At 62.5% G+C, this 21,336-nt stretch carries 17 protein-coding genes; 13 read left to right on the forward strand and 4 right to left on the reverse strand.

Going from position 1 to position 21,336, the window contains the following annotated elements; genetic code table 11:
* Positions 1-86: 86 nt before the first annotated feature.
* From dxs to DTP52_RS29295, 4 genes are all read right to left on the reverse strand, one after another.
* The gene (dxs, locus tag DTP52_RS29280; protein ID WP_109756445.1) at positions 87-1,985 is read right to left on the reverse strand and encodes a 1-deoxy-D-xylulose-5-phosphate synthase; all 1,899 of its coding nucleotides are present in this window, start codon (positions 1,983-1,985) and stop codon (positions 87-89) included.
* A gap of 114 nt (positions 1,986-2,099) precedes the next feature.
* A complete protein-coding gene (gene ispA, locus DTP52_RS29285; protein ID WP_109756446.1) occupies positions 2,100-2,987 on the reverse strand; it encodes a (2E,6E)-farnesyl diphosphate synthase in 888 nt (295 codons plus the stop codon).
* Positions 2,984-3,226, reverse strand: coding sequence for an exodeoxyribonuclease VII small subunit (locus DTP52_RS29290; RefSeq protein WP_047229733.1), 243 nt, complete (start codon positions 3,224-3,226; stop codon positions 2,984-2,986). Before DTP52_RS29290 ends, ispA begins: the two co-directional genes overlap by 4 nt.
* A 247-nt stretch (positions 3,227-3,473) precedes the next feature.
* The gene (locus DTP52_RS29295) at positions 3,474-4,610 is read right to left on the reverse strand and encodes a Fic family protein (RefSeq protein WP_109756447.1); all 1,137 of its coding nucleotides are present in this window, start codon (positions 4,608-4,610) and stop codon (positions 3,474-3,476) included.
* Between the two features lie 268 nt (positions 4,611-4,878).
* Here DTP52_RS29295 and DTP52_RS29300 point away from each other — a divergent pair, with 268 nt between their 5' ends.
* From DTP52_RS29300 to DTP52_RS29365, 13 genes are all read left to right on the forward strand, one after another.
* Positions 4,879-5,667 (forward strand): YfaP family protein, encoded by a 789-nt coding sequence (locus DTP52_RS29300; RefSeq protein ID WP_109756448.1) that lies wholly within the window; start codon positions 4,879-4,881, stop codon positions 5,665-5,667.
* 35 nt (positions 5,668-5,702) lie between these two features.
* Positions 5,703-7,412, forward strand: a complete 1,710-nt coding sequence (locus DTP52_RS29305; protein WP_109756449.1) for a DUF2138 domain-containing protein — start codon at positions 5,703-5,705, stop codon at positions 7,410-7,412.
* Positions 7,397-8,056, forward strand: coding sequence for a DUF1175 domain-containing protein (locus tag DTP52_RS29310; protein ID WP_109756450.1), 660 nt, complete (start codon positions 7,397-7,399; stop codon positions 8,054-8,056). The genes DTP52_RS29305 and DTP52_RS29310 overlap by 16 nt, the downstream gene beginning before the upstream one ends.
* Positions 8,053-12,621, forward strand: a complete 4,569-nt coding sequence (locus DTP52_RS29315; RefSeq protein ID WP_109756451.1) for an alpha-2-macroglobulin — start codon at positions 8,053-8,055, stop codon at positions 12,619-12,621. The genes DTP52_RS29310 and DTP52_RS29315 overlap by 4 nt, the downstream gene beginning before the upstream one ends.
* Position 12,622: 1 nt before the next feature.
* Positions 12,623-14,242: a DUF2300 domain-containing protein gene (locus DTP52_RS29320; protein ID WP_109756452.1), complete on the forward strand. Its 1,620-nt coding sequence runs from the start codon at positions 12,623-12,625 to the stop codon at positions 14,240-14,242.
* A 3-nt stretch (positions 14,243-14,245) separates the two neighbouring features.
* Positions 14,246-15,079: a YfaP family protein gene (locus DTP52_RS29325; protein WP_109756453.1), complete on the forward strand. Its 834-nt coding sequence runs from the start codon at positions 14,246-14,248 to the stop codon at positions 15,077-15,079.
* 492 nt (positions 15,080-15,571) lie between these two features.
* A complete protein-coding gene (locus DTP52_RS29335; protein WP_092258175.1) occupies positions 15,572-16,153 on the forward strand; it encodes a YjfI family protein in 582 nt (193 codons plus the stop codon).
* A 22-nt stretch (positions 16,154-16,175) separates the two neighbouring features.
* Positions 16,176-16,874: a PspA/IM30 family protein gene (locus DTP52_RS29340; RefSeq protein ID WP_003185899.1), complete on the forward strand. Its 699-nt coding sequence runs from the start codon at positions 16,176-16,178 to the stop codon at positions 16,872-16,874.
* 403 nt (positions 16,875-17,277) lie between these two features.
* On the forward strand, positions 17,278-18,312 hold the full coding sequence (locus DTP52_RS29345; protein ID WP_109756456.1) for an ion channel: 1,035 nt from the start codon (positions 17,278-17,280) through the stop codon (positions 18,310-18,312).
* On the forward strand, positions 18,299-18,961 hold the full coding sequence (locus DTP52_RS29350; protein ID WP_109756457.1) for a DUF2491 family protein: 663 nt from the start codon (positions 18,299-18,301) through the stop codon (positions 18,959-18,961). The genes DTP52_RS29345 and DTP52_RS29350 overlap by 14 nt, the downstream gene beginning before the upstream one ends.
* A 15-nt stretch (positions 18,962-18,976) precedes the next feature.
* The gene (locus tag DTP52_RS29355) at positions 18,977-19,405 is read left to right on the forward strand and encodes a DUF350 domain-containing protein (RefSeq protein WP_046064802.1); all 429 of its coding nucleotides are present in this window, start codon (positions 18,977-18,979) and stop codon (positions 19,403-19,405) included.
* Positions 19,406-19,424: 19 nt separating this feature from the next.
* The gene (locus DTP52_RS29360; RefSeq protein WP_109756458.1) at positions 19,425-20,126 is read left to right on the forward strand and encodes a DUF1190 domain-containing protein; all 702 of its coding nucleotides are present in this window, start codon (positions 19,425-19,427) and stop codon (positions 20,124-20,126) included.
* Positions 20,127-20,138: 12 nt separating this feature from the next.
* On the forward strand, positions 20,139-21,296 hold the full coding sequence (locus DTP52_RS29365; protein WP_109756459.1) for a glutathionylspermidine synthase family protein: 1,158 nt from the start codon (positions 20,139-20,141) through the stop codon (positions 21,294-21,296).
* The last annotated feature ends 40 nt before the right edge of the window (positions 21,297-21,336 follow it).

Below are 21,336 nucleotides of genomic sequence, written 5' to 3' on the forward strand. Positions count from 1 at the left end.
AGTGTGTCAGGCAATACGGATGCCGACAGGTCTACCGCTATCGCGAGCAGGCTCGCTCCCACAGGAGGATATGTGTGGTCTGAAAATTACAGGCCCAGCAGTTGCAACCGCTGGCGCACCGACGTTTCGATCCCGGCCTCATCCAGCCCGCACTCAGCCAGCATCTGTGCCGGCTTGGCATGTTCGACATAGCTGTCCGGCAAGCCCAGGTGCAGCACCGACTTGAGGATGTTCTCCCGGGCCAGGAATTCGCTGACCGCCGCACCGGCGCCGCCCATGATGGCGTTTTCCTCAATGGTCACCAGCAGCTCATGACTGGCAGCGATCTCGCGCACCAAGGCTTCGTCCAGAGGTTTGACGAAACGCATGTCCACCACGGTGGCGTCCAGGGATTGTGCGACTTTCAAGGCTTCGGCCAGTTGTACGCCGAACACCAGCAGCGCAGTTTGCTTGCCTTGGCGGCGGATCACGCCCTTGCCGATCTCGATCGGCTCCAGGTCGGCTTCGATCGTTGCGTTCGGGCCGGTGCCACGAGGGTAGCGCACTGCCGCCGGGCCATTGAACAGGTGCCCGGTGGTGAGCATCTTGCGCAGCTCGTTTTCATCGCTCGGGGTCATCACCAGCATGCCGGGGATGCAGCGCAGGAACGACAGGTCGAAACTGCCAGCATGGGTCGGGCCGTCTTCGCCCACCAGGCCGGCGCGGTCGATGGCGAACAGCACGTCGAGGTTCTGCACCGCGACGTCATGGATCAACTGGTCATAGGCGCGTTGCAGGAACGTCGAATAGATCGCCACCACCGGTTTGGCGCCTTCGCACGCCATGCCGGCGGCGAGGGTCACGGCGTGCTGCTCGGCAATCGCCACATCGAAATAGCGCTGCGGATAGCGTTCGCTGAAGGCCACCAGGTCCGAGCCTTCCTTCATCGCCGGGGTAATGCCCACCAGGCGCGGGTCAGCGGCGGCCATGTCGCACAGCCATTGGCCGAACACGCCGGAATACTTCGGTCCGCCGGCCTTTTTCGGCGCGGCCGCCGGGGCGTCCAGGGGTTCGAGCTTGGTGATGGCGTGGTAACCGATCGGGTCGACTTCCGCCGGGGCGAAGCCTTTGCCTTTCTTGGTGACCACGTGCAGGAATTGCGGGCCCTTGAGGTCGCGCATGTTGCGCAGGGTGGCGATCAACGTGGGCAGGTCGTGGCCGTCGATGGGGCCGATGTAGTTCCAGCCCAGCTCTTCGAACAGCGTGCCGGGAACCAGCATGCCCTTGGCGTATTCTTCGGTACGGCGGGCGATTTCCCAGGCACCGGGCAGGCGTGACAGTACTTTCTTGCTGCCTTCGCGCATGCTGGCGTAAGTGCGGCTGGAGAGGATCTTCGCCAGGTAGTTGGACAGCCCGCCGACATTGCGCGAGATCGACATGTCGTTGTCGTTGAGGATCACCAGCATGTTGGCGTTGACTTCCGGCGCGTGGTTCAGCGCTTCGAAGGCCATGCCCGCCGTCAGAGCGCCGTCGCCGATCACGGCAATGGCCTTGCGCTCGCTGTTTTGCAGGCGGGCGGCAATCGCCATGCCCAGGGCGGCGCTGATGGACGTGCTGGAGTGGCCGACGCCAAAGGTGTCGTATTCGCTCTCGGAGCGACGCGGGAAGGCGGCGATGCCGTCCTTCTGGCGCAGGGTGCCCATGCGCTGGCGACGCCCGGTGAGGATCTTGTGCGGGTAGGCCTGGTGCCCGACGTCCCATACCAGCCGGTCGTCCGGGGTATCGAACACGTAATGCAATGCGATCGTCAGCTCGATGACGCCCAGGCCCGCGCCGAAGTGCCCACCGGTCTGGCCGACCGTGTAGAGCAATTCCAGGCGCAACTCATCGGCCAGGGTTTCCAGCTCGGCTTCACCCAGGCGACGCAGGCCGTCCGGCGTGTTGGCGCGGTCCAGCAGGGGCGTGGTCGGGCGCTTGCGGGGAATCTCTTGGAACGTCGTGGGCATCAGGCGAATCGTTATAGGTATAGAAAGAGGCGGCAGTTTACCTTATGCATCGCAAGCTGCCCACGCGTTGGCCGGAACTTGGCCGATACGCAGTCTAAAGGGGTTGACCCCGTATCAACTGCGGCGTTCGACGATATATCGCGCCAAGTCACGCAATGGTTCGGCCGCCGCGTCAAAGGGTCGCAGCGCGGCCAGGGCCTGGTCACGCAACTCCAGGGCATAGGCCTTGGCGGCGTCGAGGCCGAGCAGGGCCGGGTAGGTCGGCTTGTCGCGGGCGATATCGGCGCCTTGGCGTTTGCCCAGGGTCTGGGTATCGCTTTCGACGTCGAGGATGTCGTCCTGCACCTGGAACGCCAGGCCAATGGCCCGGGCGTAGGTCTGCAAGGCTTGTAGCTGTGCGGGTGCGGCTCGACCGCTGGCGAGGGCGCCGAGTTTGACGCTGGCCTCGATCAAGGCGCCGGTCTTGTGCCGGTGCATGTATTCCAGCGCGCTCTGGTCCAGCTTCAAGCCCACCGAGCCGAGGTCGATGGCCTGGCCGCCGACCATTCCGGCGGGGCCGGCCGCCAGCGCCAGGGCGCTGACCATGTCCAGGCGAATCTGCGCCGGGCAATCGCTCAGGGCCGGGTCCAGCAGGGCGCTGAAGGCCAGGCTCTGCAAGCCGTCGCCAGCCAGGATCGCGCAGGCTTCGTCGAATTTTTTGTGGGTGGTTGGCTGGCCGCGACGCAGGTCATCGTCGTCCATGGCCGGCAAATCGTCGTGAACCAGCGAATAAGCGTGGATCAGCTCCACCGCGCAGGCCGCGCCATTGGCCTGCTCGGCCTGGCCGCCCAGGGCTTCGCACGCGGCATAGGCCAACAATGGACGCACGCGCTTGCCGCCGTTCATCACGCTGTAGCGCATGGCTTCGTACAGGCGCGCCAGTTCCGGGCTTGGAGCGCTGAACAAACTATCCAGTGCAGCATTGACCCGGGCCTGGCTGCTGGCTTGATAGGCGCCGATCATTCAGGCTGGTCCGCGTCGAAAGGCTCTTCGGTCAGCTCGCCATCACGCTCGAGCAGCAATTGCACCTTCTGCTCGGCCTGGGCCAGCGCCGCCTGGCAGTCGCGAGTCAAGCCGATGCCTTGCTCGAAGGCGGTCAGCGAGTCTTCCAGCGACAATTCGCCGTTCTCCAGGCGCTCGACCAGCGTTTGCAGGTCGGCCAGGGATTGTTCGAAATCCAGTGCAGCTTTTTTGCGGGCCATGGCGGCTATTCCGGTTGACTGTTAAACCGGCGCGACACTAGCAGACATGGGGTTTTGGGGCAAATCAGGGCGCCAGGCTATCCCCCTATCAGCGAGGAGTCGAGAGTCTGTGGCGAGGGGATTTATCCCCGTTGGGTTGCGAAGCGACCCCAAAGCTGAGTACTCAATCCATCTGACACACCGAGGTGTTAGCTTTTAGGGCTGCTTCGCAACCCAGCGGGGATAAATCCCCTCGCCACAAATGATCTTATGCGTCTGGATAATTTATGCGGTACCGCGTGCTGCGCCCTCCGCCAGGCATTCGCTCCAGGCAGCCTTTCTCCAGCAGTTCCGTCAGATGTCGGGTGGCCGTCGCCTTGGAGACCTTGGCCACGGCCTGGTATTGAGCAGCGCTGATCCCGTGCTCAAAGCCTTTTTCACCGCCATCGAGCAACCGATTCAGCACTTTGGTCTGTTCAGGCGTGAGTGCCGAAGCGCGATGGGCTTGCCAGAACCGCGTCTTACCCAACACGCTTTCGATCTGCGTCATCGCTTTGTGCAGGCTGCGTAACAGGGTCTGCAGGAACCATGTCAACCAGGCCGTGATATCCAGTGTGGCTTTCTGACTGCTTTCGAGGATTCGGTAATAGCCGGCGCGGTCTTCCAGGATACTCACCGACATGGCATAGAAACGGATCGCTTGGGCTTCGCCCTGGGCCAGTGCGAGGTCGGTCAGGGTACGGGTGAGGCGACCATTGCCATCGTCGAACGGATGCAGGGTGACAAACCAGAAGTGAGCAATACCGGCACGCAACAACGGATCGAGCTCGGCCTGATGACGACTGGCCTCGAACCAGTCGACGAACGTTTGCAATTGCTGTTCAAGGCCCTGACGAGGCGGCGCCTCGAAGTGAACGGTAGGTCGGTCCAGTCGGCCTGAGACCACTTGCATCGGTTCGGCACCGCGCAACGCACCTACGCGGATCTGCCTATGGGCAAGGTCGCTCGCTTGATCAGGAAACAACCACTCGTGCCATTCCAGCAAGCGCTCGATGGTCAGGGGCTGGTTGAAGTGCCGGGTCGCGTCCAGCAACAGGTTCGCCAAGCCTTCGCTGCGTTGGCTGACCGGCGTGTCATCGACTTGTTCGAGGCCCAGGCGCCGGGCCAGGGAAGAGCGCACCGAGCCGACATTCAATTGCTCTCCTTCGATAGCCGAGGAGGTCACGATGTTTTGCAGCAAGGCATCCAGTTCGTTCTGGACGCTGATCGAAGTCGTGACCGCGCCGGTCATGCCGAGCAATTGACCCTGGGCCTGCACGCATTCGCGCAGCAGCGGTGCCAATGCTTCAGCTTGCCAGTGAAAACCGGGCCAGTCGGGCTGTTGCCAGATCCAATGGAATGCCATGCGCCTGTCCAAAGATGAGTGAGCCGAATAATAACGCTATTCGGCTCATTTTGTGAGCCGAATAGATCTTCTATTCGGCTCTCGCAACCCTCAGTACGTGATTTCCCACACAGAATCGCGCGTTCCCCGATTGTTAATAATCCGCCGAATCGCTAACCTTCGCGCCATCTACGGCCCCCTTGCGACGGGGCCTTCAGACGAAACCTGAATAATGACAAGCGCGCTGAGGATTGGCGCCGGGTTGCGTCGTGCATGGCAGGAGGCATACGTGCGTTTTCTTTCTTTATTGATCGTGTTGCTCGGCGCGCCGCTGGCGTGGGCGCAGCCTTCTGCCGAGATGTCGGAGCCGGTGGGCGGCTGGCGCTACAGCGGCTTGCTCGATCGCACTGAAAACCCCCAGGTCGCCTATCCCACGCCGCCCATCGATCGGGGCGTGCAGCGTAATCGCACGATGATCGAGGGCCGGCTCAAGGCCATGGGCACGGCTCGCCAGCCCCACAGCCTGGCGGTCAACGGCAACCCACTGAATCTCTATACCGACGACGAGGGGCGTTTCGCCCGGCCGTATGCGTTCGGCGCCGGCTCCAACAGCGTCGAGGTGCGCAGCTCCGAAGGCCAGTCCCTCAAGCGCGTGCAATTCTATGAAGCCAACAACCTGCGCACCCCGGCGCAGATCCGCGTGGTGCTCGGCTGGGACGATCCCAAGGCCGAACTCGACCTGCATATCGTCACACCCGACGGCCAACATGCGTTCTTCGGCCAGCCGGCGCTGAGCAACGGCGGCGGCCTCGACCCCGATGGCGTCGACGGCCCCGGCCCGGAAATGTTCACCATGACCGCGCCGATGCACGGCACCTACCTGGTCTACGTGAACTATTGGGGCAACTACGGCAGCGGCGGCTACAACTTCGATGAGACCAGCAACCAGAACGAGGTGATCACCTCGCAAATCAACCTGGTGCTCAACGAAAACACCGTCAATGAAAAACGCGAAACCTTTGTCGTGCCCCTGCGTGCCATTGGCGATCTGTTGCTGGTCAAGACTTTCAACTACTAAGTATCCGCTCCACGGATGAACAGGCCCTTGTGAATATGAGCGACAACACTGCTTCCCCGACCACGCCGACACCTGTCGCCAAACCTGGACGCCGCTGGCCGGCGCTGCTGATCGGGCTGTGCCTGGTGGCGGGTGTCGTCGCCGGGATGGGCTGGTTCATGACCAAGCCCAAGGCGCCGCCCATGGAGCTGGCGTTGGAAAAACTCGGACTGAGCCGCCCCGACGGCTTGCTCGAGGCCCATTCCCTGAGCCAGTTGCCCAAGGACCTGTTGGCGGTGCCGTTCCTCAAGGCCACGCTCACCGAGGACTTCGTCTTCTATTACGAGGCCCATGCGGACCGTCTCGGGCTGATCGGCAGCCTGCGCCGGATCATCTATGAGCATGACCTCAAGTTGCAGGACAGCCTGATCGAAGAGTTGTTCGACCAACCGGCCGATGTGGCGCTGTGGCGCGGTGCCGATGGTCGCCTCAAGGATTTCCTGTTGGTGATGGATCGCGGCGGGCTGGCCAAGGTGCTGGAACCGTTGGCCAAGGTCGCCTTGGACGATACGCAGTTGAGCAAGCTCAGCGACCTGAAAGTCGGTGGCGATGACGTCGCGCTCTACCAGCTCAGCTACAACGCCAGCAAATCCCTGCTTTTCGCCTCCCATGGCGACAAACTGGTGGTGCTGTCCAACCCGACCAAGCTGTATGACCCGGCCAGTGGCGCCGCGGTTGAACGGGGCAGCGTTTCGACCACCGCCCTGGCCGCCTTGCTCAATGGCGACAAACTGTTCCCCGAAGCCTTCGGCCTGCCGCCCAAGGCACCAGAGGTCAAGCAGCGCATCTCGGTCAACGCCAGCGTGCTCGCCATGGGCTACCAGCGTTTCATCCCGAACTTCGCCGGCTTGCGCTTCGACATGGATGACAAGGGCTGGCACAGCTTCCTGGCCATGGACGAACTGGAAAACCAACCGGACTTCGACTTCAAGCCGATCTGGCAAGCCATGCCCATGGGCGCCAGTGCCTGCGTAGCCTTGCCCCTGGCTGCCGAGCAGCAGAAACCGTTGCTGGTCAAACTCGGTGCCGACGAAAAAGCCGCCCAGGCCATGGTCGACCATGTGGCCGGCGCGGCTGGCCTGTGCTGGTACGCCGATTCGCGCCTGTACACGCCGCTGTTGGTGGCGAGCCTGAACGAAGACGATGGCAAGCTCGACGCCGACCTGGGCAACCTGTTCGGTTCGATGGTGGGCGCCTATGAAAACAACGTCGCCGAACATTCCTTCCCGGTGGTCGAGAAGCAGCAAGGCCCGACGCACCAATGGCTGCGCCAGGTCAGTTCCAACTTCGGCCCTTACCTGGCCAAGGAAGCCGAACAACCCGACGCGATCACCGGCAAGGCTTTCCTGCGGGTGAGCCTGGCGCGCCACGGTTCGACCTTGCTGTTCTCCCTCGACGACAAGTTGGTGGACAAGGCCCTCGGCACTCTCGACAAACGCTTTCCACCCATGGCCGACGTGGTACCCAAGGACCTGCTGATGCCAGTCTACTTCGGCCCGGATTCCATTGCGCAACTGATGCAGCGCGAAACCCTCGACAGCTTGCCCCAGGACATGGAGCCGGTGTTCTACAACGCCGCGCAAACCTACCTGATCCCGAAACTGCGCACCCTCGGCGGCTACGGCAAATACGCCCTGACCTTGCCTGAGGGCAGCGAGCCGGACGGTCACTGGCAGTGGCTGCCGCTGGAATGGAAAGCGCTGTGACAGGACTGATCCGCACCCCTGCGTTGACGCTGCTGCTGGCCTTGCTGCTCGGTGGGCCCGCGCGTGCTGGCGAGACGCCGGCGCTGGATGTGCAGCAGTCCCAGGTCTTTCGCGCCTGGTTCGTGCGCATCGCCCAGGAACAGCTGACCAGAGGTCCGAGCCCGCGCTGGTATCAGCAGGACTGCGCCGGGCTGGTGCGCTTTGCCGCCAACGAAGCGCTCAAGGTCCATGATGAAAAATGGCTGCGTAGCAATGGCCTGTCCAATCGCTACCTGCCACCGGAACTGCCCCTCAGCGATGCGCAACGGCGCCTCGCCCAGCAATGGCAGCAGGGCGGCGGCAAGGTCGGGCCCTACGTCAACGCCATCAAGCTGATCCAGTTCAACAGTCACCTGGTGGGCCGCGATGTGGCCCAGGCCCGTCCCGGCGACCTGATGTTCTTCGATCAGGGCGACGACCAGCACCTGATGATCTGGATGGGCCGCTACATCGCCTATCACACCGGCACTACAACCCCTACCGACAACGGCATGCGCTCCGCAAGCCTGCAACAACTCATGAACTGGAAGGACACCCGATGGATACCCGACGCAGCCAACCCCAACTTCATCGGCGTCTATCGACTCAACTTTCTCTCCCAATGACCGGTGCCCGCATGCTGCGCTTGTGTTCAAAACTGCCCCTGCTGTTTGCCTTGTTGCTGGCACCCGTGGTTAATGCCGAAGACACCGTGGAGCCCAGCGGCTACACGCCGGTGTCCGGTGAAAGCTTCTTCCTGCTGGCCGACAGCAGCTTTGCCAGCGACGAGCAGGCCATGGTCCGCCTCGAAGCGCCGGGCCGCGACTATCGCCGGTTCCGCATGGAGCCCTACGGCGGCGCCGATATCCGTGTCTATCGCATCGACAAGCCGTTGGATTTCCTCAAGCGCCAGAAGAACCTGCATCGCGTAGTCAGCGATGGGCAGTTCAAGGGCGAAGGCCTGTCGAACACCCTGGCGTACCTGTGGGACAACTGGTATCGCAAGTCCCGTCGGGTGATGCAGCGGGCGTTCTCCTACGAGTCCCGCCAGCAAGTGACCGAAGAAGTGCCGGAGCTGAAGATCGGCGATGCCCTGGTGGCACCGACGCCGTACGACGCGCCGGCACAATTCGCCTTGATCCCGGGCCTGCCGGTGGTCAGCCAGTTCCGTTATCCGCTGTGGCAAGCCAAGCCGATCCAGCCGCCTGCGGGCGTCAACCTGGCCGGCTCGTCCAGTGAGTTCGTCAGCGTCGCGCCGGGCAACGTTTATGTGCCGCTGGGTCAGTTGAAACCGGGCCTGTACCTGGTGGAGGCGCTGATCGGCAAATACCGCGCGACCACCATGGTCTTCGTCTCCAACACTGTGGCGGTCAGCAAGATTGCCGGTGACGAGCTGCTGGTCTGGGCCGCACGCAAGCACGAAGGGCGTTCGGTGCCCAAGGTCAACGTGCTGTGGACCGATGGCCTGGGCGTGATGAGCAGCGGTGCCACCGACGAAGACGGTTTACTGCGCCTCAAGCACGTCAGCCCGGAGCGTTCGTTCGTCATCGGCGAGGACGAGGAGGGCGGGGTATTCGTCTCGGAAAACTTCTACTACGACAGCGAAATCTACGACACCAAGCTCTACGCCTTCACCGACCGACCGCTGTACCGGCCGGGGGATTGGGTCTCGTTGAAAATCGTCGGTCGCGAGTTCAAGAATGCCCGTGATTCGGTGCAACCGAGCGCCGCCGACGTCAATGTCAGCGTGTTGGATGCCACCGGCACCGCCCTGCAAACCCTGGCCCTGAAACTCGATTCCAAGGCCGGTACCCAAGGCCGTTTCCAACTGCCGGAAAACGCCGTGGCCGGCGGCTATGAGTTGCGCTTCAGCTACAAGGACCAGCTCTACAGCAGCGCCTTCCGTGTGGCCGAGTACATCAAGCCGCACTTCGAAATCGCGCTCAACCTGGCCAAGCAGGATTACCGCACCGGCGAGCCGGTCAAGGGCAACCTGGTGTTGCTGTACCCGGATGGCAAGCCGGTGGTCAACGCCACGGTGAGCCTGAGCCTGCGCGCCCAGCAACTGTCGATGGTGGATAACGAGCTGCAATACCTGGGGCAATTCCCGGTGGAGCTGACCAGCAGCGAAGTGACCACCGACGACAAGGGCAACGCGACCCTCGACCTGCCGGCCGCCGACAAGCCGAGTCGCTACACCCTCACGGTGTTCGCCAGCGATGGCGCGGCGTATCGGGTCAAGACCACCAAGGAAATCCTCATCGACCGTGGCGCGGCGAATTTCCGCCTGAGCGCGCCCCAGCGATTCAGCGCCGTCGGCCAGAAGGTCTCGTTCAGCTACGCCAACGAAGGCGGCAACGAACAAGCCAAGGCCGTGACGCCGGGCAGTTACGCCTGGGTGCGCCTGGAAGATCAGAGCACCGGCGAGGGCAAACTGGCGGCCAAGGACAAGGGTTTCAGCCTGACCTTCGACCGCCCCGGCACCTACAACCTGACGCTCAAGGATGACCACGGCCGGGTCATTGGCGCCGCCGCCCATGCGGTGACCGGCGAAGGCATCAAGGCCGTACCGGGCACCGTCGAGATCGTCCTCGATAAAACCGAATACAAGACAGGTGACGAAGCGCTGGCGCTGATCACCTTCCCGGAACCGGTCAGCGATGCGCTGCTGTCGCTGGAACGGGACAAGGTCGAAGCCACGGCGCTGCTGTCCAAGGGCGGCGACTGGCTGAAGATGGAAAAACTCAGCGACACCCAGTACCGCGCGCGCATTGCCGTGAAGGATAACTTCGCGCCCAACCTGACCTTCTCGGTGCTGTACACCAAGGGCGGCCAGTACAGCTTCCAGAATGCCGGCATCAAGGTGGTGACGCCGCAGATCGATGTTGTTGTCGTTACGGACAAAGCCACCTATCGCCCTGGCGACACGGTGACCGTGGACCTGAGCACCCAGTTCGCCGGCAAGGCGATCCCGGCGCACCTGACGGTCAGCGTGGTGGACGAAATGGTCTACGCCCTGCAACCGGAAGTGGCGCCGACCATCGACCAGTTCTTCTATCACCCGCGCCGCAACAACGTGCGCACCAGTGCCAGTCTGTCGTTCATCAGCTACGACGTAGCACTGCCGGGCAGCCCCGGCGCGCCGGGCAAGGCCAACCGCAGCGAGCGTGGGGTCAAGGTGCTGGAGCGGCCGCGGCGTGAAGACGTCGACACCGCTGCATGGCAACCGGAACTGGTCACCGATACCAACGGCAAGGCGCGCTTCACCTTCAAGATGCCGGACTCCCTGACCCGCTGGCGCATCACTGCCAAGGCCATCGCCGACGATGGCCAAGTGGGCCAGAAGAAGCAGTTCATCGCTTCGGAAAAACCGCTGTACCTGAAATGGAGCGGCCCGACGCGCTTCCGCACGGGCGACAAGCCGCAACTGGGCCTGTTCGTGTTCAGCCAGTCGGAAAAACCACTGAAGGCCGAGCTGCTGATCCGTTACGCCGGCGCTGAACAGCGCGTGGTCGCGGACCTGAAAAACGGCATCAACTACGTGGCGCTGCCGGCCCTGGAGCTGAGCAGTGGCGACTTGAACGTGCAGTTGCAATTGAATGGCGAAACCCAGGACGCCCTGGCGATGCGCTTGAACGCCAGCGGTAATGGCTGGCAAGTCACCCAGAACCAGCGCTTCGACGTGGCCAGCGGCGACACCCCGCTGACCCTGCCGGCCGACGCCAGCGATATTCGCCTGCGCCTGGATGACAGCCCGCAAGCGTTGTTCCGTTCGGCCCTGGATGACCTGCTGAGTTACCCCTACGGCGGCGTCGAGCAGACCGCCAGTCGCCTGCTGCCGTTGAGCATCGCCTACCCGACCCTGGCGTCGAACCCGCAAATCCGCGACCGCCTGCGGTTGATCATGCAAAACAGCCGCTTGCGCCTGGTGCAGATGGCCGGCCCGTCGGCGAGCTTCACCTGGTGGGGCCAGGACGGTGAGCCGGATGCATTCCTCACCGCCTATGCCTATTACGCCGACTGGCACGCCAGCAAGGCCCTGGACCTGAGCCTGCCACCGGAACACTGGCAGCGGGTGCTGGAGGTCTACGCCAAGCAGGCCGGTGATACGCCGCTGCTGCAACGGGCGCTGATCCTGTCGTTCGCCAAGCAGATGCAACTGCCGGTGAACACCTTGCTCAGCGGCCTGATGGATGATTTGGCGAAGGCCAGTGAAGACAGCACCGAGAGCGTTTTGGACAGCGGCGAAGACAGCCTGGTCATGAATGCGCCGGACTCTGCCCTGGGCTTGGCCAGCGCTCGCGTGCTGACCGCGTCCCTGGCGAAACAGGCGAAGGTGCCGCTGCCGGCGGCTTTCAGTCGTCAAGCGGAGGCCGCGCAACAGCAAGTCGAACTGAGCTCGCAGCCGTTCGTCGAGGCCCTGGTGTTATCGTTGCAGAGCTTCGATCAAGCCCGCGCCACTGCATTGCTGGAACGCGTGTTGCCGCAGCAGTCCACCCTGGAACGGGCCTTGGCCCTGACCTGGTTGCAGCGCAGCATCGAACAGGCCGCGCCGGCTGTGGCGCTGGCGCCGGGTGAAGGCTGGGTCGCCAAGCAGGGTGCGACCGGTGAAACCTACTGGCAGTGGCAGGGCGCGCAGCTTCCGACCCAGCTGACTCTCAGCGGTGCCCAGGAGCGTCCATTGCAAGCGGCCCTGAGCTTCCAGAGCCAGCAACCGCCGCTGGCGCCGATGGCCGTGTCCATCACTCGTCGCCTGTCGCGTCTGGTGCCGGGCGACGAGGCCTTCACCTTCAAGCTCGAGGCCGTGGGTAACAAGCCGTTGTCCAGTGACAGCCTCTACCTGGATGAGGTGATCATCAACAGCAAGGCGTCGACGCCGCTGCGCTACGGCATGCTCGAAGTGCCGCTGCCGCCGGGCGCCGATGTGGAACGCACCACCTGGGGCATCCAACTGCAGGGCAAAGCCGACAGCGAACCGACTTCCCTGGAAAAAGCCCGCTTCGAGCCAGGCCAGATGGCCTACGCAGTGCCGGTGGACGCCCTCAGCGGCGAGCTGCGCCTGCGGCACTTGGTGCGCTTCTCCCAGAAGGGCCAGTTCACCTTGCCTCCCGTACGTTTCACCCAGGTCTACGCGCCGCAGCATCAGGCGCGGGAACAGAAACCGGCGCTCGGTCAGGTGACGGTCAACTGACATGCGCAGGCGGTGGTTTGGCTGGCTGTTGTGCTTGATCCCTGCGCTGGCAACGGCGCAGGACGAGCCGTTGCGCCTGGCCTTCGATGGTCAGTTGCTGCGAGTGAGCCAGACCCAGGTGCTGGACCGCCAGCCGTTGCCCGATTCCTTGCAGGCGCCGCTGGGCAGCCTGTGGAAACTGTTCGTCTACGCCTGGCTGGTGGACACCGACGCCCGCGAGCCGGTTTACGAGTGTCGCGGTGAATCGAAGGAAGAGGTCTATTGCTGCAACGCCGGGCAGAGCATCGCTCGCGACCAGGCGCTGGTGAAATCCTGCGGCTTGTATTTCGAGCCGCAGCGGCTCGGGCTTTCGGCCTCGAACTGGCGCGATTACTGGCAGGCCCGTCAGGCGCCAGCGTGGCTGTTGGATTTGCCTGCGTTGCAACCGCAGACGCAGGTGCCGGTCGCGGAACTGCTCAAGGCCTTGGCTACCTTGCCGGCCCAGGACCAGGCGCGCCGGGTGCTGCTGGACGTGGTGCTCAGCGCGGCGGACGGGCGGCTGGTGGGTGAGTTGGGTAGTCGCCTACGGGTCAAGACCTGGAGCTGGCTGGGTGACCAGGGGCCTTCCTCTCGACAGGGCGGTTTCGCCGGTTGGCTGGCCGATGGCACCCCGGTGTGGGCTGGCGGACGCGGTACCAGCCAGCAGGTATTGAAGGTGTACGGCGACGGGTTGGCGGCGGCATTGCCCTCGCGCTGGCCGGCGGAAACCGGGCGTTGCGTGGAGGTGGGGCTGTTTGCCCGTTATCCCTGGCAACGGGTGATGGCCGGCGACCGCCCGGCTACACCGGGCCAACTGCGCGGCGATTATCGCGTCGAGTTCAGCAACGGCAACCAGCTGGATATCCACAGCGACGGCGAGCTGTTCCTGATGCCCGGCAAGTTGGTGGCGCGGTTGGACCGGGAAGAGTACGTCGCCCGGGTTCTGCAGCGCGAAGCCAAGGCCGAACCCGCCGAAGCGGCCAAGGCCTTGGCCGTGGCGATCCGCACCTACCTGCTGCAAAACGCCCAACGCAACGGCGACTGCCTGAGCATCGACGACAGCAGCCATCGCCAGCGCGTCGCCCCGCGCCCGGCGGCGCCTGAAACCCGCGCCATTGCCGCCTGGACCAGCGACCTGGTGCTGGCCGGCACCGATGTCACCTACCACTCCGATCAGCCCGGCCCGGACAAACTGTCCTGGGCTCAAGCCGTGGAGCAAGCCAATGCCGGCCAACGCTACGACGCCATTCTGCTGCACGCCTACCCGCGTGCCAGCCTCAGTCGCTGGGACAATCCGGTGGCGTCCTGCGAAGCACTGCCGGCCGCCCAGGACTGGCTGCTGAAACAGCGGCGCGGCTGGCGTGAGCGGCTGGAAAGTGAAGTGGGCTACAACGAAATCAGCGCTTTCGCCGTCTGCCGCGTCGCCTTCGGCCGGCCTTACGTCGACCGCGAACGCCAGCGCATCTACGTGCGCGGCGTGCTGTCGCTGCAAGACCGTCTCGACCTGACTCATGAATATCTGCACCTGGCCTTCGAAGCTCATCCCAATGGCCAGGACGAAAACTATATCGAAGGGCTCGCCCGTCACCTCTTGCTGGAATAGACCATGACACTCCGTTATCCACAGGTCTTGCTGTTGCTCTGCGCCCTGACCGCGTTGCCACCGGCCATGGCCGCCGACTCCATCAGGCTCGACACCCCGGTCGGCGGCTGGCGCAGCGGTGCGCCGGGTGGCGAAGGCGAAAACTACAGCCAGACCGTCAACTACCCGGCCTCGTCAGTCAATACGCCCCCGGGCCAGGCCGACACCGCCCGCATCAGCGGCCAGATCAAAAGCGCGCCCAAGGATGGCAACGCGCCGGGCCAACTCATCGTCAACGGTGTGAGCCTGCCGCTGAAACTCGATGAAGAAGGACGCTTCGACCGGCCGTTCTCGTTCCCCAACGGCAGCAACAGCGTCGAAGTGCGCAGCGCCGACGGCCAGCAGCGCCACCGCACGCAGTTCCTCAACACCAGCGGCGGTGCCACTCCGGCCAAGCTACGGGTGTTACTGAACTGGGACAGCGACGGCACCGACCTGGACCTGCACCTCGTCACCCCGGACGGCGCCCACATCTGGTATGGCGACCGCGTCGCCCCCAACGGCGCGGCCCTCGATGTCGACGTCACCACCGGCTACGGCCCGGAGATCTTCTCCATGCCCGCGCCGATCAAAGGCCAGTACCTGGTGTACGTGAACTACTACGGCGGCGGTTATCGCAGTGAAGAAGACAGCGAGGAAGGCGAGGGCGGTGGTGAACAAGCGCAACAGGCCCTGACCACGGCACAAGTCACCGTGATCACCGAAGAAGGCACGCCAAACGAGAAAATGGAAACCTTCGTGGTGCCGATGCGGGCGGTGGGGGAACTGACGTTGGTCAAAAGCTTCAGCTATCCGTAAGGCATCGTCGCAGCCACAACTGAATTTACAGCCTGTGGAGATCCCCTGTGGGAGCCGAGCTTGCTCGCGATGACGGTCTAGCATCCAACATCAATGCAAGCTGACCCACCGCCATCGCGAGCAAGCTCAGCTCCCACAGAGGATCTATGGTGGATGCCTGATCTGTGAACGCTCGAAAACCCTGTGGGAGCGAGCCTGCTCGCGATGACGGTCTAGCATCCAACATCAATGCAAGCTGACCCACTGATATCGCGAGCAGGCTCGCTCCCACAGGAGTCGTCGGTATTTATGACAAAGAAAAATCTCACGCGTGAGCTATTGTGAGGTTTGGAAACTACCTGTAGTGTTTCTCACGCGTGAGTTTTTCACAGTGGGGTCAGTACCATGCAAACCAGCTCTCCATCGGATCCGCCAGGCGGGCCTGATGACGATTCAATGAGCAGCACGGGAGAGCGCTCCAAACCCGCCGCGAAAAAACCATCGAGCTTTTACATGAAGCAGATGCGCGCGGGCCTGAGTGCCGCCGGGTATGTGAAACACGAGACTTGGGTGCTTCCCGAAAACCGAAGCCTGCTCAAGCAAATGGAGAAACAGCTACGCCAACCGATTCTGGCTGGCTCATTCATGTCGGAGAATTACATGAGCGCAGGTAATAACTGGAACATCGATCGCCTCTACAGCGCCCTCCAGGCCCTGGATGAAGTGGTCGCGAACGACATCACTCTTTCCCTCGTCCAAGGCTCCGAGTCCAGCATCAAGCTGGAAATGAATGACTTCGGTGGCTTGCCGATCTACATCGCCGTGGTGGGTGATCAGATCATCGTCGATACCGTCCTGGTGGACGTTGAGTCGATCAGCGACGTCGCGGCCTTCAACGACGCCGTGCTGCGCAGCCGGGAAATGTTCCCGCTGTCGTCCATCGGCATCGAGACCATGCCCAACGGCCAGGTCGTCTACAACATGTTCGGCGCGTTGAGCTCCGATTCCAGCCTGACCAACGTCGTGACCGAGGTCAAAACCCTCGTCGACAACGTCCAGCGCGCCAGCGAAGCCTTCGAACGCTTCTTCATTTAATTCGCCGAATAGGAACCATCCAATGACTCAGTCCATCTGGAGCAAGTTGTTCACCGCACTGCGTGGCGGCGCCAACGAAGTCGGCGAATCGATCGTCGACCAACAGGCCCTGCGCATCCTCGACCAGGAAATTCGCGACGCCGACAGCGCGCTGGCCAATGCCAAGCGTGAGCTGGTCACCATCATGGCCAAGCACAAGCTGGCGACTGATCGCGTGGGTGAATACAACGCCAAGATCAAGGACCTGGAAGCCAAGGCCCTGGCCGCGATCCAGGCCAACCGCGAGGACCTGGCGCTGGAAGTGGCCGAAGCCATTTCGACCCTGACCAACGAACTGGACGCCGAGCAGAAGCACGCGACCGAATTCGGCGGTTACGCGGACAACATGCGTAAAGACATCACCAAGGCCGAAAGCCGCATCAAGAGCCTGCGTCAGCAAGTGGACATGGCCAAGGCGCGCGAAAGCGTGCAGAAGGCCCAGGTCAGCGCGTCGATCGCCAGTGGTGGCGCCAATGGCAAGCTGGAAACCGCCGTTGGTACGCTCAACCGCCTGCAAGCCAAGCAACAGCAACGCGCCGCTGAGCTGCAAGCCCAGGACGAACTGGCCGAGGCTTCGACCGGCTCCGACCTGGAGCGCAAGCTGCGCGATGCCGGCATCACGCCGAACGAAGGCAGCGCCAATGCGATCCTGGAACGCTTGAAGAAAAAATCGGCTGAGTGATCGGATGGGCATTGCCTTGGTGAGGAACCGCCAAGGCAAGCCAGACACAGGCCAGGCACAGACCTTGTGGCGAGGGGATTTATCCCCGCTGGGCTGCGAAGCAGCCCTGAAACCTGACACCTCGGTGTGTCAGCTGGGTTGAGTTTGCTGCCATTGGGGCTGCTTCGCAGCCCAGCGGGGATAAATCCCCTCGCCACAGGTTTTGTCTGCACAGGTTTTGTGTTCGGCTTCAAGTTTTGTGTCTTAGTCCTGTTTTCCCGAAAATTCCCGGATTTATTGTCACCCAAGCACTTCTATCCAAGCCCCGCAGCAGGTTTAATGCTGCCCGGTAACCGCACTCGATCATTCAGGCATCAGCGCGATTACCTCGCCAGGAACCAAGCCCCACGGAGTCAGGGACGAAATGTCGATTTTCCTTTTGTTGCGCTCGTACGCTTCGTCCTTCTTCCATCGGTTCGGCTGGGCGGGCCTGGCCATTGCGTTGGGCGTGCACCTGTCTACGGCCTGGATCGGCCTGGTGCTGATAGGCGAGCAACACCTGATCGCCGCCGCCACGTTTACCTACTTCTATCTCACCACCACGCTCACCGTCGGCTATGGCGATCTCGCGCCACAGACCGCAGCGGGACGGGTGTTCGTGGCTACCTGGGTCATGCTCGGGGGTATCGCGCTGCTGACGGCAGCCATCGGCAAAACCACCAGCAGCGTCATCGATGTATGGAGAAAAGGCATGAAGGGAAAAGGCGATTTCACCGGCAAGGTCGGCCACACGGTTCTCATCGGTTGGGAGGGCGCCTCCAGCGAGCGGGTCATTGAATTGCTGCTGCAGGACGAAACCTCCAATGACAACCTGATCGTCATCTGCGATTGCGATCTCGAAGAAAACCCCATGCCCGGCAAGACCTCGTTCATCAAGGGCGACAGCTTGTCCTCCGTCGCACTGCTACAGCGTGCCGGCGTGCCTGGCGCCGAACGCGTGCTGGTGCGAACCCATTCCGACGACCTGACCTTGGCCACCGTACTGGCGGTCAATCAATTGGGCCCGGTCGGGCATGTGGTCGCCCACTTCAATGACAGCGAAATCGCCGCCCTCGCCAGCGCCTACGCGCCGAGCCTGGAATGCACCTCCAGCATGGCCATCGAAATGTTGGTGCGTGCCTCCCAGGATCCGGGCTCGTCCGTGGTCATCAATGAATTGCTCTGTGTCGGGCAAGGCGCTACGCAGTACCTGATGAAACTGCCCGAGGCGTTCGAGGCGACGTTCGGCGAGCTCTATAACCGGATGAAAGAGCAGCACAACGCTACGCTTATCGGCTACCGCGCCAAGGGCGCCCGACACCCGTCGATCAACCCGCCCGGCACCACGCGTGTCGTGGGCGGAGAACTCTTCTACATCGCCTCCACGCGTCTGAAGGAAATTTCCCATGGGGTGGTTTAAACAGTTGATGGGGCTCGAGGCCCCGAATGCGAACACGACAGCTAGCCATGGCGCGCCGATCAGCGGGCCGCTGGGCCTGGCCTCCGGCAAACAGGTCATGTTCGATTCCACACTCAAGTTGTTGCTCGATGGCAACAGCGCCGTGGTCATTCCCGGTTCTCAACAGATCTGGAGCCTGGGCATCGTCGACCTCGGGCAATCGAACTGGTTGACGCGCTGTTACATGAACGACGAAGACTACTGGCTGCAAGTGCACACCAGCGGCGACGTCGCCGGGCAGGTCGAGTCGGTGATCCTGTTCAACTACCTCAGCTACGTCACCCTCAACAGTGAAGCGGAATTGCGCCGGCTGGCCGGCCCTGAAAGCCTGATCGGCCTGCCGACCTACACCCACAACGGCGTCGAGTACACCCGCGAATGGGGCACCGAGGCGGGCCAGACCGAACTGGTGGGGTTGAGCGAACGCGTGAGCAATCCGGACGAGTCCTACAGTGTCGAGCACCGTTCGATGCTGTACGCCCGCGATACCGGCCTGACGGATCGCCGGGAGTTCCTGCTGTTCTCCGTCGAAGAGGACGCCGAAGGCACCGTCAGTCTGAGCACTTCGCTGGGTATTTCGCTGTACACCACTGACCTGAACACTCTTTGAATAAGGAAGAAGTCCATGCTTGAAGCGCTCTCCATTTCCCTGAACAAGGCCGCCGTGTTCGGCTTCGTTTTGTATATCCTCGGCGCCGCCGTGCTGTTCGCACTGTTCCAGTTCATCTACATCCATGTCACGCCGCACAAAGAGTTCGAACTGATTCGCTCGGGCAACGTGGCTGCGGCCATCGCCCTGAGCGGTGCCCTCATCGGTTTCGCCATCCCGGCCAGCAACGTGATTGCCTACTCGATCAGCATGCTGGACTTCGTCGTCTGGGCGGTGATCGCCGCTGTCGTTCAGTTGTTGGCGTTCCTGGTGACCAGCCTGGTGCTCAAGGGCGCTTCGGCGCGTATCAAGAACGGTGAAATCGCCGCCGGTATCTACATCGCCGCCGTGGCCATCAGCGTCGGCATGTTGAACGCCGCGTGCATGACGCCTTCCACGAACTGATCGCGCCACGGAGAACCCGATGAAACGAAGCAAGTACGTTCAGCTTTCGCTGGCCGCGTCGGTCGCCCTGGCGATATCCGGCTGCGGGCCGACGGAAAAAACCTATAAGTTGCAGAAGAAGTACAACTTCCAGTCCGTGCAGCAATGTGTCGATGAAAAGCTGCCGGTGGACATTTGCGCCGACGCCTACATGACCGCCATGAGCGAGCATCGTCGCATCGCGCCGACGTACGCCAGCCAGGCTGATTGCGATGCCGACTTTGTCCCCGATTGGTGCCAGCAGGACTCGGCCGGCCAGTTCATCCCCAAGCTGGGTGGATTTGAGCTGAGCGCCGATGGCGAGGTCACGCAATCCCAGGTCGACGCCGCCCGGGCCCAATTGCCGGCTTCGGAAGCGAACGTCGGTGGTTCGGGCTTCAGCAACCTGCTGACCGGGCTGTTGATCGGCAACATGCTGAGCGGCAACCGCAACAGCTATTACTCCGAACCGGTCTACCGTTACCGCGATGATCGTGGCGACTACGGTTCCTCGACGCTCAGCCAGCGGGTTTCCAGCGGCTCGACCTTCACCAAGTCCAACCAGGCGCGGTATGGCAGCTATACCGATTCCATCAAGAGCAGCAAAGCGATGTCCGTCGCTTCCTCCACGTCTCGCGGTGGCTTCGGCAGCAAGTCCAGTGCCCGCAGCGGTTGGGGTGGTTCGAGCAGCTCCGGCGGTTGAGGAACCAGCGCCATGAAGAAGATCCATTGCGCCGAACGTCATGACTGGAAACAGACCGCCGAACAGCTCGGCTTTCTGTTCCACACCATCGATAACGAACCCTATTGGGACGAAAGCGCGTACTACCAGTTCACCCTCAGGCAGATCGAGGACGACCTGGAAGACCCGACCACCGAGATCCATGACATGTGCATGGACCTCGTGGCCCGCGTGGTACAAAGCGAAGAGCTGTTGGAGCGCCTGAGCATTCCCGCGCCGTTCTTCGACCTGGTGCGCACTTCATGGCTCGAAGGCCACCCGCACCTGTATGGGCGCATGGATTTCTCCTACAACGGCAGCGGCCCGGCCAAGTTGCTGGAGCTCAACTACGACACGCCGACCAGCCTCTATGAAGCCGCGGCGTTTCAGTGGGGCTGGCTGGAGCAATGCATCGAGCGCGGCTTGCTGCCCAAGCATGCCGACCAGTTCAACAGCATCGACACCAAGCTGCACCAGGCCTTTGCCCAGTTGCAGCTCAAGGAACCGTTTTACTTCGCTTCGATGAAAGGCTCGGTGGAGGACAAAGGCACCACGGATTACTTGCGGCTGATCGCGGAGAAAGTCGGTATCGAATCGCGGCACATCGATATCGAAGACATCGGCCTCAACAGTGACGGGCGTTTCGTCGACTTGGAGGAGCGCTGGATTCCGCACCTGTTCAAGCTGCACGCCTGGGAGTTCATCTTCCACGAGCCGTTTGGTGAAGCGATTGCCCACTGTGATACACAGTTTTTCGAGCCGGCCTGGAAGTCGATCATCTCCAACAAAGGCATCCTGCCGTTGCTGTGGGAATTTAACAAAGGCCACCCGAACCTGCTCGCGGCTCACCTGGATACCGACACGAGCAAAGCCGTGCCCAAGGGCTGGGTGCGCAAGCCGTTCTTTTCCCGGGAAGGCGCCAACATCGAGCTGCAAACAGCGGATGGCCTGATCGTCAAAGAAGACGGGCCCTACACCGACGCGCCGTTCATTCTCCAGGAATTCGCGCCGCTGCCGAAGTTCGACGACAGCTACACGCTGATCGGTTCCTGGGTCATCGGCGACCAGGCGGCGGGCATTGGCGTGCGGGAAGACAACAGCTTGATCACCAAGGATTCAAGCCGGTTCTTGCCGCATCTGATCCTCGACTGATTGTCTGACACTAAGCACTGAACCCCTGTGGGAGCGAGCC

Source organism: Pseudomonas sp. 43mfcvi1.1 (assembly GCF_900115935.1).
Taxonomy (GTDB): Bacteria; Pseudomonadota; Gammaproteobacteria; order Pseudomonadales; family Pseudomonadaceae; genus Aquipseudomonas; species Aquipseudomonas bijieensis.